Here is a 15,814-nt window from a genome sequence, read left to right on the forward strand (position 1 = left end):
GAGCATTTCTGAAATGCCTTTGGAACACGAACTGGAAAAGATGCTCGATTCCTTTGCCGGGCTCATTCCCACGGACGAGGAAGCGCGCCAGCTCGGCGCCGTCGAGAACACGGGGCTGCTGATGCCGCATGCTGCGCGGATACGCGACGAAGGGCATGGCGACGTGGTCACCTATTCCCGAAAGGTCTTCATTCCGCTCACTCAGCTTTGCCGGGATGTCTGCCATTACTGCACATTCGCCCATCCGCCGCTGCGCGAGGAGGCTCCCTTTCTGAGCGCCGGGCAGGTCCTGGCCATCGCGGAAGCCGGCAGGAAGGCCGGCTGCAAGGAGGCCCTGTTCACCCTGGGCGACAAGCCCGAACTGCGCTATCGCGTCGCGAAGGAGTTCCTCGATCGCGCCGGCTACGCGTCCACGCTGGATTATCTGCGCGCCGTGGCCAAGCTCGTCCTTTCCGAGACCGGCCTGTTGCCGCATCTCAATCCCGGCGTGATGTCCCGCGACGAGATCCTGTCGCTGCGCGATGTTTCGGCTTCGATGGGCATAATGCTGGAAAGCGCGTCGGAAAGGCTTTGCCAGCGCGGCCATGCGCATTTCGGCTCCCCCGACAAGCACCCTGCCGTGCGGCTTCAGACGATCGAGGCGGCGGGGGAGGCGGCCGTCCCGTTCACCTCCGGCATACTGATCGGAATAGGGGAGACGCGCGCTGAACGGATCGAATCCCTGCTCGCCCTGCGCAGAAGCCATCAGCGCCACGGCCATTTGCAGGAAGTCATCATACAGAACTTCAGGGCCAAGCCCGGAACCCGAATGGCCCACGCGCCGGAGCCAAGCTTCGACGAGCACCTTTGGACAATTGCCGTCGCGCGCATCATCCTCGGCCCTCAGATGAGCGTGCAGGCGCCGCCGAACCTGACCGCTGGCGAGAAGGCGCAGGTCATCGCAGCCGGCATAAACGACTGGGGCGGCGTGTCGCCCGTGACGATGGACTATGTGAACCCGGAAGCGCCGTGGCCGCATATCCAGGATCTGGCGCGCGACACGGCGCATTCCGGCAAGCATCTGGCCGAGAGGCTGACGGCCTATCCTTCGTTCGTGCGCGATCGCGGCCGGTGGTTCTCGGATGCCCTGCGCCGGCCCGTGCTCGAAATGTCCGACGCGGACGGGCTGGCGCGCACCGGGGAATGGCGGCCGGGCGCGGCCCTTGCGCCTGATCATATCGATGCGAGCTGCCCGCTTTCGCATGTTTCGACGCCGGCGCGCGGCGAGTTGCGCAGAGCCGTCGGCAAGGCGCGCGACGGCAAGCGCCTGAATGAGGGTGAGATCGTCGCGCTTTTCGGCGCCCGGGGCGAAGACTTCGAATATGTGCGTGCGGCGGCAGACGGGTTGCGGCAGGAGACCCATGGAGATGCGGTCAGCTATGTGGTGACGCGCAACATCAACTATACGAACGTCTGTTACTTCCGCTGCCAGTTCTGCGCCTTCTCGAAGGGAAAGATGAGCGAGAATTTGCGCGGCAAGCCGTACGATCTGGAGCTCGGCGAAATCGCCCGAAGGGTCGAGGAGGCCTGGAGCCGCGGCGCAACGGAGGTGTGCCTGCAAGGCGGCATCCACCCGAGCTACACCGGCGCGACATATCTCGAAATACTGGAGACCGTGAAGAAGGCGGTTCCCGAAATGCATGTCCATGCGTTCTCGCCCCTGGAGGTCTGGCAGGGTGCGAGCACGTTGGGCATGCGTCTCGAAGACTATCTGCGGGCGCTCAAGGATGCCGGGCTCGGCAGCCTGCCGGGCACGGCGGCGGAAATTCTCGACGACGAGGTGCGGCAGATCATCTGTCCGGACAAGATCGACACGCAACAGTGGCTCGAAGTCATGCGCACGGCCCATGGCGTCGGTCTGCGATCAACCGCAACGATCATGTTCGGCCATGTCGACAGGTCGCATCACTGGGCGCGGCACCTTCTCAGGATACGCGATCTGCAGGCCGAGACGGGAGGGTTCACGGAATTCGTCCCGCTTCCCTTCGTGCCGATGGAAACGCCGATCTATCTCAAGGGCCGTTCGAGGCAGGGGCCGACGTTCCGGGAGGCCGTGCTGATGCACGCGGTCGGCCGTCTGGTGCTCCATCCTCTCGTCGCCAGCATCCAGGCGTCCTGGGTCAAGATGGGTCTTGAAGGCCTGCAGTATTGTCTGGATGCGGGCGTCAACGATCTTGGCGGGACGCTGATGAACGAGACCATATCCCGCGCCGCGGGCGCGTCTCACGGACAGGAGATGAGACCTTCCACGTTCGAGGAAATAGCGGCGAGGAAGGGGCGCTCGATCTGGCAGAGAACGACGCTCTACAAGCCGGCGCCGTCGCATCGGCGCGATGCCGCGCTCGCGGCTGACGACCTGCTCGAATTGCCGGCGGCAGGTATGCGACATCATGTCCGCGTTGCGGCCGAATAGCGGCCGGGCATTGTCTGAAACAGGCGGAACAACGGAGCGCGACCCAGACAGGCAGGCTGGAAAACCACTTATCGAATTCTTCCATCACCTGGATTAAAATTCATCGTTTTCCTTCTGCAAAACGCATCCATACACTCCGTTCAGCATCGAAGAACAGAAGTCTCCCACAGCGGCGCGCAAGCAGCGCACGCGAAGACGAGCTTTGCAAAAGAAACGATGTCAAATGGGGAATCGGAGGTTCGAAAATGAAGAAGGATACCTTTACGGCGTCAAGCCTGACGCGCCGCGATGCATTGAAGGGCATGGCGGGTTTGGTGCCGGCGGTCGCGCTGGGAGGCGCGGTCGGTACGGCGACGAAAGCCCTTGCCGCATCCGGCAGCGGTCCGATTATTTTCATGACGTGGGGCGGAGCGTTCGGCGCGGGAGTGCGCACGGCTTTCTCCGAGCCTTACACGAAGAAGACCGGGATCGAGATAAAGGACATCACGCCTTTCAATCTCGGCAAGTTCCAGACAGCCATGCGCAACGGCAATCCCGAGGGATATGACATCGCATGGTTCAACGACGAGGTGGAGCCGGCCCAGCTCGGCGCCGACGGCATGCTTGAGGAAATCAACTACGAGTGGATGCCGGCGGCGGAGGGCGTGATTGCCGGCGCGCGCCAGAAGTACGGCGTCGCGCCCTACGTGACGCTCTACCAGATGTGCTACAACACCGAGGCGCTGAAGGGAAAGACGCCGCAGAACTGGAAAGACTTCTGGGACGTGGAAGGAATTCCCGGTCCGCGCTCGCTTGGCTCATGGGTGTGCGGTGTGCTGGAGGCGGCGTTGCTTGCCGATGGCGTGGAGCCGGACAAGCTTTATCCGCTGGACGAGGATCGCGCGTTCAGGAAGCTCGACGAGATCAAGCCGCATATTCGCGTGTTCCACGACACCCAGGCCAACGATGCCATGCAGCAGATGCTCGAACAGGGCGAGGTCGCGATGACCTTGACCTGGGCGACCGATACGCTGGCCGCGCATCTTGCCGGAAAACCCGTCAATATCGTCTACAATCAGGGCTTCTACTTCAGCCCGCTGGTCGGCATCGCCAAGGGCACGCCGAAGCTGAAGGAGATCCACGAATATCTGAATATGTTCTTCGAGCCGCAGGCAGAGCTCGATTTCATCAAGGCATGGCCGACATCGCCTGCGAATCCGGCCGTGCTCGACCTGCTTACCGACGAGCAGAAGGCGTCCGTCGCTCCCGGCAATCTTGACAGGATGATCAACTTCAACGTCGAGTACTATCTGGCCAATCGTGCCAGGCTGCAGCAGAAGTACGACAGCTGGCGCGTTGTGTAGCCCGGCCGGGCTTTCTGAGGGGCCGCAACGACGGATCGGGGCGGCCCTCCCGGGACCAGTTCGCAAGCCTAGTCGATCGGCGAGGATCAGGCCTGAATGACCCAGAACACACCGACCGGCGTGGAAAAAGGTACCGGTGCGTCCATCGAGATCCAGGATCTCTCCAAGAAGTTTGGAGAGTTCACGGCCGTGTCCGACTTCAACCTGAGCATCCGGGGCGGCGAGTTCATCTCCGTGCTGGGTGCTTCCGGCAGCGGCAAGACCACGGTGCTGCGTATCCTGGCGGGCCTTGAGGAGCCGACCGGCGGCCGCATCCTGATCGATGGGCAGGACGCAACGCTCCTTCCGTCCGAAGCGCGCGACATCGGGCTTGTGTTTCAGGACTACGCGCTGTTTCCGCACATGTCGGTCGAGCAGAACATCGCTTTCCCGCTGCGCATGCGGAAAGTTCCGAAGGACAGGATCAGGGCCGACGTGGACCGCATCCTTGCGCTCGTCGGCGCGTCGCATCTGAGGACGCGAAAACCCAACCAGCTGAGCGGCGGCCAGCAGCAGCGCATCGCGCTTGCCAGGGCGCTGGTGTTCAACCCAAAGCTGCTCCTGCTGGACGAGCCGCTGTCGGCCCTGGACAAGAACCTCCGCGAGCATATGAAGGCCGAGATCAAGGCGCTGCACCGCAAGACCGGCGTGACGGTCATCTACGTCACGCACGACCAGTCCGAGGCTCTGGCGCTCTCGGACAGGGTCGTGGTGATGCGGGACGGCCGGATTCTGGACATCGACGCGCCCGACACGCTGTATCAGCTTCCGACCTCGTCCTATCTGGCCACCTTCGTCGGCGACGCCAATCTGATCGACGGCGTCGTGGCGTCTGTCTCGGGCGACAATGTCCAGATCGACAGCCGGCTCGACAGGATAGAGCTGCCGAAATCGCGCGTTCGTCTGGAAAGCGGCGTTTCGGAAGGCGCCCGCATCAAGCTCGTCGTCAGGCCGGAGAACATCGTGATCGATCCGCCGCAGCATATGGATGGATTGCTGCGGATCGACGGCTCTATCCTGGAGATGCTCTACAATGGCGCGCACACCATCTACACCGTTTCATCCGATCGTCTTCCGGAACCCCTGATCGCCCGGTGCGGACAGCATCAGAGCGGCACGTTCCAGACGGGGCACAACGTTCCGATCGGGCTGCGGACCGATCGGTTCGTCGCCGTGCCTGACAATGGCGAGAGCGTCGGTCCATGAGCGGCGCTCCGATGCCGACCACGCTCGCGGCGGCAACGGCCACGCCTGCGGCAAGGACGGGCAGGCGAGGGAGATTCCCTTTTGGCGGCTGGCTGCAAGGGAACGCGTTCATCTGGCTCGTTCCCGGCATTGCCCTGATGCTTGCCGTCTTCATACGCCCGATCCTGCTCATCGTGCAGGAATCGTTCACCGATCCCTCATTCGGCCTCGAAAACTACAGGACGCTCGCCAGCGACCCGCTTTACCGCAGGGTCATGTGGAACTCCGTCAACTCCGCCTTGCAGGCGACGCTTTTCTGCATCCTGATCGGGTACCCGGCGGCATACGCCATCTACAAGGCAGCCCCGAAGTGGCGGCAGGCGATGCTGGTGATCCTGCTGTTCTCGTTTGCCGTGGGCACAATACCGAGAGCTTTCTCGTGGCTCGTGATCCTCGGCGACAAGGGGCTGGTGAACAACCTTCTGTTCTGGATCGGCGGATGGGAAACCCCGGTTCACCTGCTCTACAACCAGATCGGCGTGGTGGTGGGCATGGTCCATGTCATGTTGCCCTATATCATCCTGATCCTTCTGGGATCGATGATGCGGGTCGGCACGACGCTCGTTCCGGCGGCCCGGACGCTCGGGGCGCGGCCGCTCCGCGCGTTCTTCGAAATATTCCTCCCATTGACGATGCCGGGCGTCGTGGCGGGGGCGATGCTGGTGTTTGTCTATTCTCTCGGCTTCTATCTCGTGCCGGCCGTGCTTGGAGGCGCTTCCCAGACCACCGTCGTCATGCAGATCGAGAGCCTGGCCCTGCGGTCGGGTCTCTGGGGCATGGGTTCAGCGCTCTCGACCATCGTGATCGTCGTCTCGGTCATCGGCGCCAGCGTCTATGTCCGGATGACCGGCCTGAGCGATATCACGAAACGCCATTGAGACCAGGTCCCTCGATGAACGCCGCCCGAATTGCCAGACCGATCTTTCTGATTGCTCTCTTCACCTTTCTCGTGGCGCCGATCATCATTTCCGGCAGCGTCTCCTTCACCAGCGACCGGTTCATGAGCTTTCCGCCGAACGGTTTCTCGCTGAGATGGTACGAAAAGATCGCGCAGGACCCCGGTTGGCGCGGCGCATTCGTCGACACCATCATTATCGGCGCCATCTGCATGGTGATCGCCACCACCGTCGGCACGCTTTCCGCGTACGGCATCAGCCGCATCCGATCGGCGTTCCTGCGAAACGCGGTGCTGATCCTTTTTCTGTCTCCGCTTGTCGTGCCCTATGTCGCGTACGGGATGGCGGTCTATCCGATCTTCGCGTCCTACAGGATCATCGGCACCCATCTGGGCGTCGGTCTGGCGCAGTCGATCATCGCGATACCGTTCGTCGTCATCACTGTCATATCGACGATACGCCGGCGCGATCAGGTGCTGGAGGCGGCCGCCAGGACGCTGGGGGCCAGCCCTGTCCAGGCATTCTGGCACGTCGTGCTGCCGCTTCTGACGCCGGGCATCATCGCAGGCGCGGTGCTCTCCTTTCTCACGTCGTTCGATGACGTGATCATGCCGATGTTCCTTGGCGGCGCATCGGTTTCAACGCTGCCGAAGGCGATGCTGGACGCCTTGTCCATGAGCAGCGATCCTTCGGTCATGGCCGCGTCGAGTGTCATCTCGCTCATCGGCCTGATCACATTTCTCGTCATAACGTTCGTAAGGCGGGCGCGCGAGCGCTGAACGCGCCGACATCCAGCTTCATCGGGAGGTATTTTGTGAGCACGATTCTGGCGAATAGTTTTGTCGCGGCCAATGGCGAGGCCACCGCGATTTCCGTGGCGCACTGGCTTACGGACATCGCCGCATCGACAGATGGCCCGGTCTCGATCTGCCTGTCGGGAGGAGGAACGCCGCGCATCCTTTATCGTATGCTGACCGAGCCTCCATTCCTCGGACGGTTCCCCTGGTCGCGTGTCCACTGGTTCTGGGGCGATGAGCGTTTCGTCGCACCGGATCATCCGGCCAGCAATTATCGCATGGCGCGCGAGGCAATGCTCGACCTCGCCCAGGTTCGGCCGCTCCAGATACATGCAATCGATACGACGCGGGCCGACGCCCGGGAGGCGGCCGATGCCTACGAGGCCACGCTTCGGACCTTTCAGCGGGACATCAGGACACCCGCCGGCAAGGACACGCTGTTCGACGTGGTCCTGCTCGGATTGGGTGAAGACGGCCACACGGCATCGCTGTTTCCGGGAACGCCTACCCTTTCCGAGACGGGGCGGCTGGTCGATTCGATCGTCGGCGCGCGTCCCGAGCCCCGTATAACCCTGACCTTCCCGGCTATAGCCTCGAGCCTTCACGTCGCCTTCATCGTCTGCGGATCGGGGAAGCGGGATATCGTGCGCCAGATCCGCGACGGCGCGGACGTGCCGGCGGCGCGGGTGACGTCACGCGGCACCATATCGTGGTTCTTTGACACGGCCGCCGCCGACGATATTGTGTCGGACAGTAAGCGGCGCGCCGCGCGGGCGTGATTTCCGTCGGCCGCGGCCGACAGATCGCAATCGGGCCTTCGCATGCCGAGCAATGGTGTATGTTCTCACCGCTGATCCCGGAGGGCAGGGCGCTTGAACATCGTTTTGGCGCGCACGTTTCTTGAGCTTATTCAGGCGAGGAGCTTCAACAAGGCTGCCGACCGGCTATGCGTGACCCAATCCACGGTCACCGTGCGCATCGCGGCGCTCGAGGAAGAGCTTGGCCAGCAGCTTTTCACCCGCGACAAGGCCGGCGTCGACCTTACCGTCGCCGGGCGGAAGTTCCAGCCCTTCGCCGAAATGCTGCTCCAGACCTGGCAGCATGCCAAGCAGGAACTGGCGCTGCATTCCTCCCGCTCGGTGATGTTCTCGGTCGGCGTCGCGGCGGCGCTGTGGGAGGGGTTGGGCGACCGCTGGCTGCTGCGGATGCAGCGGGAGCAGCCGAGCGTCGCCCTCGGCATCGAATCCGGGCGCTCGGCCCACGTGGTCGAGAAACTCGCTCAGGGCTTCCTGGATGCGGCGGTCGTGCTGGAAGTCATGCCGCGCAAGGACCTGATCATTGAAGAGCTCTTTTCCGAGAAGCTGCTTCTGGTTTCGACCTACCCGCGCAAGGCCGAACGGTGGAATCCGGACTATGTGTACATCCAGTGGAGCGAGGACTTCGCCGTCTACCACCGCACGATCATGCCGAGCGAGATCACGCCGCCTGTCAGCTTCACCGACAATGCGGCCGCCCTGCAGTTCATACTGGAAAGGGGCGGGTCCGGCTACTTTCCCCTCCGGCAGGTCGGAAAGCTGATTGACGAAGGCCGTCTCCATATTGTCGAGGGCGCCGGCGCGGCGCAGCAGCGCACATACCTCGCCCACGCGCACGCCTTGGTCGGACTCGCATGGTTCGACGATGCCGTCGCCACGCTTCGCGAGCAGGTTTCACATCTGTCCGATGCGGAATCCGACCCGCGTTTCGCACATCTCTAGGCCCAGCTGACATTGGCAGACGCATGCGCGCACCGCTTGTGCGGTCGCGCGCTCACCTATCGAATTATGCGATTTGGGCAATGATTTCTTTTCATTTTACTTGGCCATTTTGAGGTGTGAAACTGAATGAGGATCGGGATTGTGAAATAAAATCTCTAAAATATTTCAGATTGTTCGGAGGACAGTAAAATAAAATGACCGCGTCATCTGCATATTCTGAAAACCTTGCGAAAGCGAAGGCTCTTGATTTTCAGACGAGAGCCTACATAGGCGGAAAATTTGTTGATTCCGTATCTGGAAAGACGTTCGACTCTATTTCTCCGATCACCGGAAAAGCTCTTGCCAGCGTCGCGGAATGTGACGAGGCGGATGTCGACAGGGCGGTAGAGGCCGCGCGCAAGGCCTTCGACTCGGGCGTATGGCGCAACATGGCGCCGGCTCGGCGGAAGGCACTCATGCTCAAATGGGCGGATCTGATGGAAAAGCACGCGCATGAACTGGCGCTGCTGGATGTGCTCGACATGGGCAAGCCCATCAAGGATGCCTATGGCGCCGACCTGCCGAGCACGATCACCTGCTTCCGCTGGTTCGCGGAAGCGATCGACAAGGTCTACGACGAGATTTGCCCGAGCGATCCCGGAAGGATCGTTCTGGTCATGCGCGAGCCGCTTGGCGTCGTCGCCTGCATCATCCCGTGGAACTTCCCGCTGATGATGATGGCCTGGAAGGTCGCGCCGGCCCTGATCGCCGGCAACTCGGTGATCCTGAAGCCGGCGGAGCAATCGCCGCTTAGCGCTCTGCGCATTGCGGAACTAGCGGCGGAAGCCGGTATCCCGGAAGGCGTGTTCAATGTTGTGCCCGGCTTTGGCCCGACGGCGGGGCAGGCGCTGGGCCGTCACCCGGATGTGGATTGCATTGCCTTCACCGGTTCCACGGAAGTCGGAAAGCTCTTCCTCAAATATTCCGCGGAATCGAACATGAAGGCCGTCAATCTGGAGTGTGGCGGAAAGAGCCCGCACATCATCCTTGACGACGCGAACATCGACGCGGCGGCGACCTCCGCCGCATGGGCCGTCTTCTATAATCAGGGAGAGGTCTGCAGCGCCGGAACGCGTCTCCTGGTCGACGCATCGGTGAAGGACCGCGTGCTCGACAAGGTGAAGTCGGTGGCTGAATCGATCGTCGTAGGCGATCCGCTCGACCCTGACACGCAGATGGGCGCGATCGTGGACCAGACGCAGCTCGATCGCGTCCTGGGCTACATCGAAGTCGGCAAGGAAGCCGGCGCCAGGCTCGTATGCGGAGGCGAGCGCAGCAGGCGCGACAGCGGCGGCTATTTCGTCAAGCCGACGATCTTCGATGGTGTCGATCCGTCCATGCGCATCGCCCGCGAGGAGATATTCGGCCCCGTCCTCTCCACATTGACCATCAAGGGAGCCGACGATGCCGTGCGCGTGGCCAACGACACCATCTACGGGCTCTATGCCGCGGTCTGGACCACCGACATCAACAAGGCTTTCAAGGTCGTCCGCGGCGTGCGGGCAGGCGCCGTCAACGTGAACACCTATTCGGGCGGCGACATCACGACTCCGTTCGGCGGCTTCAAGCAGTCGGGCTTCGGCCGGGACAAGTCGCTCCACGCTCTGGAGAAATACACCGCCCTGAAGGCGTCCTGCATCGTGCTTGCCTGAGTGGCGAGAAACCCAAGCCGAAGAGCTTCACATGAAAATCGATACCGAGTTTCCGAACGCCAGAGAGGGTGTGTTCGTCCCTCCCGGCTTTGCCAGTCCGGACGAGATCGTCGAAATCGTCCAGTTCTGCGAGGCCATGGGATACCACGGCCTGTGGGCGACGGACTTCATCACGCCGACGCCCATGTACGGCATTCCGGAGGGTGAGAAGCCCGACTGGTTCGAGCCGCTGATATCGATCGCCTTCTGTCTCGCCCACACGCGGAAGATCAAGCTGGGCACGGGCCTGATCCTCGCGCCCTTCCGCGAGCCTGTAATCCTGGCGAAGCAGGTCGCCACACTGGATCAGTTCAGCAATGGCCGGATGTTTCTCGGACTGGGCCTCGGCATGTGCCGGGACGAGTTCGAGGCGCTGAACCCGCGCCGCCCGAAGGCCCACCGCGGCAATATGATGGACGAGTTGATCGAACTTCTCCATCGCTTCTTCTCCGACGAACAGAATGTCACTTTCGATGGCGAGTTCAACGCCGTCGCCGGGATCAACCTCTATCCCAAGCCGGTGCAGAAGCCGTTCCCGATGTATGTCCCGCTTCGGGCCGAGGAAGCCCTGGAGCGCATCGCGAAATGGGGGCTTGGCGTCACGGCGCCCTTAGCCATCCTGCCCGACCGGCTGAAGGCGCTCGAGCCGCACCTCCATGCGGCCGGGCGCACCCTGAAGGATATCGATGCCGTTGCCGAAGCCGAGGTCTTTTTCGGAAAGACGAAGGAAGAGGCGATCGAGGGCTACAAGAAAACCCGGCATGGCCAGTTCAGACTGAAACGCCAGCCGCTGGAGTCCTTCCTTGCCCAGAACTTCGTCGGCACCGTCGACGACGTCGTCGAAGGCGTTCTGAAGGTGAAGGAAGCAGGCATCGACCACTTCAACATTCTGCATGTGCCGGGCGACACGCTGTCCGCCCGCAAGGAACTGCTTCAGCAGTTCTCTGAAGAAGTCATGCCGAAGATCGATTGAGCTCTACAGGTCAAATTCAGGAGGACCCCGATGATCTACGAAATGCGCCGCTATGACGCCATGCCGGGCAAAATGGCCAATCTGCACGAACTGATGGAGACGCTTGCCGTTCCCGTATTCAAGAGGCTCGGGATGGAAGTCGTTGCGTGCTTCAATCCGGAACTCGGCGATGACGAGAATTCGCTCATCTATCTGCTGGGCTATGCCGACATGGCCGCCAGACAAAAGGCGTGGGACGCATTCTGGGTCGACCCCGAATGGACGGCCAAGCGGACGGAACTCGCCAAGAAGTTCGGCGGGCCTGTCGTGGCCAAGAGCAACAGCGTTTTCCTCAAGCCGACGAAATATTCGCCGCTGAAGTGATCGCAGGCCCGCGGCTATCCGTGCCTTTTTGCTGTCAGCCGGCGGCGTCGCCCGCCGGCATCAGACGCATAAAACCAATTATACATCACACGTCAGGGCAGGCCGAGGACGAGCGCTGCCCTGAATTGTCCGCCGCCTTTCAACGCCGGATTAACGAACGCGTGCTAGGATCGTGGCCGGTTTTAGCCTTCATCGAAGTCCCGGATAAGGCTGACGGCGGAGGGGGTTGAAAAAGAAATATTGAGACGCAAAAATTCGTTTCTGAATTTTCTTTATAAGTTTGCGGCCGTTTCGAACAATCAGGCAATAATGATTGCACAGTGCACAGCGCTGTCCCGCCTGATACCGCTTATGTATTTTATCCTGGTGGTCAACAGCTGGATGCTTGCGGCCAGTTTCTGGGAAAAAGCGCCGCTCTGGCTGACGCTCTACGCATCCTCTGGGCTCACCGTGGTCTGCGCGATCCGCATCGTGGCGTGGTGGCGCAGTCGAGGCGAGACTCTCACCTTCGCCAAGGCGAAGAAAGAGTTGACGCGGCTTCCGATCCTGACGGCGGCGCTGGCGGTGGCGTTCACCTCTTGGGCGCTCGCGCTCTTTCCCTACGGCGACGCGTTTGCAAAGGGACACGTCGTCTTCTACCTGACGATTTCCCTCATCAGCACGATGTTCTGCCTGATCCATGTCAGGTCGGCGGCGCTTATTCTCGCGGGGATTGCGGGAACGATAATCGTCACGTTCCTGGTTCTCCAGAACACGCTGATCTTCCATGCGATCGCGCTGAACATCACGCTGGTCACGATCGCGGCGGTCATCGTCATCCTCATCCAGAGCCGCGACTTCGTGCGAATGGTCAACGCCCTGGCGCGCAGCGAGGCGCTGAGCGACGAGAACCTCAGGCTGGCGAATATAGACAGTCTCACCAACCTGCCCAATCGCCGCGCTTTCTTCAGCCAACTGAACGAATCGTTCCGGATCGCCGAGAAATACGGCACGCGTCTGGCGCTCGGGGTCATCGATCTGGACGGGTTCAAGCCCGTGAACGATCTCTACGGACATGCCGTCGGCGACAAGCTGCTCGCGGAGGTCGCCGACCGGCTTTCAAAGGTGTTCTCGAAAGGGTCGATGTTCACGGCGCGTCTGGGAGGAGACGAATTCGCGTTCATAATATCCGACGCGCCTGACGACGAGACGCTGGTCCGCCGGGGCAACGAGATCGGGCTTGCCTTGCGGTCGCCGTTCTCGATCCCGGAGGCGACCATCCAGATATCGGGATCGGTGGGGATCGCCGTCTATCCCGAGATGGCCTCGTCGTCCGAGCAGCTCTATGAGCGCGCGGACTACGCTCTCTATCATGGCAAGGATACGCAGCGCGGCGGAGCCACGCTGTTCGCCGCGAGCCACGAGGCGAGGATCAACAGCGACGCGAAGATAGAGCAGGCCTTGAAGCTCGCCGATTTCGACAGGGAGCTTTCGGTGGTTTTCCAGCCGATCATCGACGTCCGGAACCAGGCCACGATCGGTTTTGAGGCTTTGGCGCGCTGGTCGAGCCCGTTGGTGGGCGTCGTTTCGCCAGCGCAGTTCATTCCCGTCGCCGAAAGGGCGGGCATCGTCAGTTCGATCACGCGGCCCTTGTTGAAAAAGGCCCTGGAATCGGCGGCGTCATGGTCGGACGAGATCCGGCTTTCGTTCAATCTCTCCGCCCACGACCTCAATTCCGCCGAGGGCGTGCTGGCGATCGTCGGCATCATCCAGGGCAGCGCCTTCGACGCCAGGCGCCTCGATCTGGAAATGACCGAGACCGCGTTCACGCATGATTTCGAGCAGGTGAGACGGTCGATCGAGATACTCAGGCTGCTCGGCTGCGGCATCTCCCTCGATGATTTCGGCACCGGCTATTCCAGCCTGTCGCGGCTTCATTCGCTGCCGCTGACGAAGATCAAGATCGATCGCAGCTTCGTCACGGGTCTGGACACCAACCCCGCGAGCCACAAGATCGTCAAATCCCTGCTGGCCCTGAGCCGCGACATGGGGCTTGATTGCGTCGTCGAGGGTGTTGAGACGCGGGAAGAACTGCTGGCCCTCAAGAAGCTCGGCAAGGTCATGGTCCAGGGATATTATTACTCGCGGCCCATCGAACGGAGCGACGTCATGGATTTTCTCGCGGCAGGGTCCGGCGCCGGTTCGCGAGCGGTGAACTAGGTTCTCCGGTGTGAGCGGAGCAGCATCGCCGCGACACGCCGGCGGGCTTGAAACTCGGCGCTTATGAGCGCTTGATGGGAAAAGGACGACATCCGCCGCCCGCGCGGATTCGACGGAAATGCTCCGTGATTTGTTGACGTTTGTCGTGCATTTTCTGGCCGACGGGCGGTTTTGATGTTACCGCTGGCGCCCTGCAGCTTCGCGGTCGGGGCTTCCTATCGGACATGACGGGGAAAGCGGATGGAGTGGGATTTTCGATACTGGTCGACGCTCACCGAGGCGCAGCAGACTGCCTTTCTCGCAAGTTATGTTAGCACGCTGGATTCCGGCTATCAGTGGCGCAAGACGACGATCACCTACTCCTTCCCGTCGTTCCCGACCGGCGAGGAATACCTGCCCTACGTGCCGGCGGGTGAGACGCTTCGCTTCAGCCCGCTCGACGCGCAGGAGAAGGCCTATGTCCGTTTCTTCTTCTCCTATATCGAGAGCTTCCTGAACCTCGATTTCCAGGAGGTTTCGGGCGCGGCCGGCGATATCGTCATCGCCCAGCACAATATGGACGTTGCCGGCTATGCCGACCTTCCCGGCGATTTCTCGAAATCCGGCATGTTCCTCGCGGACGACGTGCAGTCCACCGAATTCGGCGACTTCGCCTACACGGTGCTGACCCACGAGATCGGCCATCTGCTCGGGCTTGAGCATTCCCGCGCCTATGACGGAGAGATCCGCCCGAATCCGAGCCTGCCGGTGCAGTACGATACGACGCTGATGTCGGTCATGTCCTATTCCGACATGGTCAATCTCGCGGCCGGCAAATATGTCAGCGCGCTGATGCCGCTCGACATCGCCGCCCTCATGGACATGTACGGCGCGCGCGCCTCGACGGAGAACAACGTCTTCCGCGTGGTGGACGGCTATCCGACGCCGACCCATAGCGGCAACACCTGGACGATCAGCGGCAACGTGCCGTTCACGGTGGTCGATACGGGCGGCTTCGACACCATCGATGCGTCCGGTTACACGGCGACCGCCGGTGTCCGGTTCGTCTTCGACGAGGGATTGTGGCTGTCCGGGCAGAATCCCTACAACCAGCTGAGCTACTATATCGACGCCGGCAACCGTCCATGGATCGACCTTGCGGGCCAGACGGACGGCGTGCCGATGATCGGCATCTTCCAGGGAACCGTGATCGAGAAGTTCATCGGTACTGCCGGCGGCGATCACGTCTACGGCAATGCGTTCAACCAGACTGCCGATGGCGGAGCGGGCGTCGACGTCTTCTATTTCTCCGGCGTCGCCGGCGGATACGACCTTTCGGTGGACGCTGCGACCGGCGACATCATCGTGGTCGACATCAACCTCTCCGACGGCAATGACGGCACCGACAGGCTGATCGGTTTCGAACTGGCGAGCTTCGCCGGTCAGGCGGCGGTCACCATCCAGAGCCTTCTCGATCCGATTCTCTGGTACGAAAGCCGCGACGACGTGACCACCGTCGCCGCCACGTGGCAGTTGATGATGGGTATCGTGCCCGAGGCATCCGGCTTCGAATATCTCATCTCATCGCCCGCCAATCCGACCGATCTCAACGATCCCTATTTCGCGCAGTTCAACGTCGAGAACACATACCTGAACTTCGCCTGCAATCTCGCCTTCGAGATTCCGCAGAGCCTTGCCTGGTACGAGGCCGAATATGGCAGCCTCAGCTTCGCGCAGGCCGTCGGCAAGGCCGTGGATACGATCATCACCGCATCGGGAACAGCCAATCTCGCCGGCGCGAAGAACTTCTTCCTCGGCGCCGAAAGCTATTACACGCAGGTGGCGCTGGAGCGCATCGTCCGCCCCGGCGTCAGCCTCGACGACGCCGTGAAGGTTGCGATGCTGAGTTCCGTGCTCTACGAAAGCGTCAAGGCCGATGCCGGCCCGTATGGCGAGGCCGTCAACGATTTCGCCAACGAGGTCCGCGCGGCGGGACTGTCGGATTCCTTTGGAGAAAGCCTGTTCGCTTGAGGCGTCGCCT

The 15,814-nt window shown here is 61.7% G+C and carries 12 protein-coding genes; all 12 read left to right on the forward strand.

Going from position 1 to position 15,814, the window contains the following annotated elements; all coding sequences use genetic code 11:
- Positions 1-13 precede the first annotated feature (13 nt).
- Positions 14-2,452, forward strand: coding sequence for a 5-amino-6-(D-ribitylamino)uracil--L-tyrosine 4-hydroxyphenyl transferase CofH (gene cofH / locus M9955_12135; protein ID MCO5082393.1), 2,439 nt, complete (start codon positions 14-16; stop codon positions 2,450-2,452).
- A 245-nt stretch (positions 2,453-2,697) separates the two neighbouring features.
- Positions 2,698-3,795, forward strand: coding sequence for an extracellular solute-binding protein (locus tag M9955_12140; GenBank protein MCO5082394.1), 1,098 nt, complete (start codon positions 2,698-2,700; stop codon positions 3,793-3,795).
- Positions 3,796-3,891: 96 nt separating this feature from the next.
- Positions 3,892-5,040, forward strand: a complete 1,149-nt coding sequence (locus tag M9955_12145; protein MCO5082395.1) for an ABC transporter ATP-binding protein — start codon at positions 3,892-3,894, stop codon at positions 5,038-5,040.
- On the forward strand, positions 5,037-5,957 hold the full coding sequence (locus tag M9955_12150) for an ABC transporter permease (GenBank protein ID MCO5082396.1): 921 nt from the start codon (positions 5,037-5,039) through the stop codon (positions 5,955-5,957). Before M9955_12145 ends, M9955_12150 begins: the two co-directional genes overlap by 4 nt.
- Positions 5,958-5,971: 14 nt before the next feature.
- Positions 5,972-6,754, forward strand: a complete 783-nt coding sequence (locus M9955_12155; GenBank protein MCO5082397.1) for an ABC transporter permease — start codon at positions 5,972-5,974, stop codon at positions 6,752-6,754.
- Positions 6,755-6,789: 35 nt separating this feature from the next.
- Positions 6,790-7,551, forward strand: a complete 762-nt coding sequence (gene pgl, locus M9955_12160) for a 6-phosphogluconolactonase (protein ID MCO5082398.1) — start codon at positions 6,790-6,792, stop codon at positions 7,549-7,551.
- 93 nt (positions 7,552-7,644) lie between these two features.
- On the forward strand, positions 7,645-8,529 hold the full coding sequence (locus M9955_12165) for a LysR family transcriptional regulator (GenBank protein MCO5082399.1): 885 nt from the start codon (positions 7,645-7,647) through the stop codon (positions 8,527-8,529).
- Between the two features lie 194 nt (positions 8,530-8,723).
- Positions 8,724-10,220: an aldehyde dehydrogenase gene (locus tag M9955_12170; GenBank protein ID MCO5082400.1), complete on the forward strand. Its 1,497-nt coding sequence runs from the start codon at positions 8,724-8,726 to the stop codon at positions 10,218-10,220.
- A gap of 31 nt (positions 10,221-10,251) precedes the next feature.
- On the forward strand, positions 10,252-11,232 hold the full coding sequence (locus M9955_12175) for an LLM class flavin-dependent oxidoreductase (GenBank protein ID MCO5082401.1): 981 nt from the start codon (positions 10,252-10,254) through the stop codon (positions 11,230-11,232).
- Positions 11,233-11,262: 30 nt separating this feature from the next.
- Positions 11,263-11,595: an NIPSNAP family protein gene (locus M9955_12180; protein MCO5082402.1), complete on the forward strand. Its 333-nt coding sequence runs from the start codon at positions 11,263-11,265 to the stop codon at positions 11,593-11,595.
- Between the two features lie 351 nt (positions 11,596-11,946).
- Entirely contained in the window at positions 11,947-13,794 is a 1,848-nt protein-coding gene (locus M9955_12185; protein MCO5082403.1) for an EAL domain-containing protein, read from the forward strand.
- Positions 13,795-14,034: 240 nt separating this feature from the next.
- Positions 14,035-15,804 (forward strand): M10 family metallopeptidase, encoded by a 1,770-nt coding sequence (locus tag M9955_12190; GenBank protein MCO5082404.1) that lies wholly within the window; start codon positions 14,035-14,037, stop codon positions 15,802-15,804.
- Positions 15,805-15,814: the final 10 nt, after the last annotated feature.

It is taken from the genome of Rhizobiaceae bacterium (assembly GCA_023953845.1).
GTDB lineage: Bacteria > Pseudomonadota > Alphaproteobacteria > Rhizobiales > Rhizobiaceae > Arvimicrobium.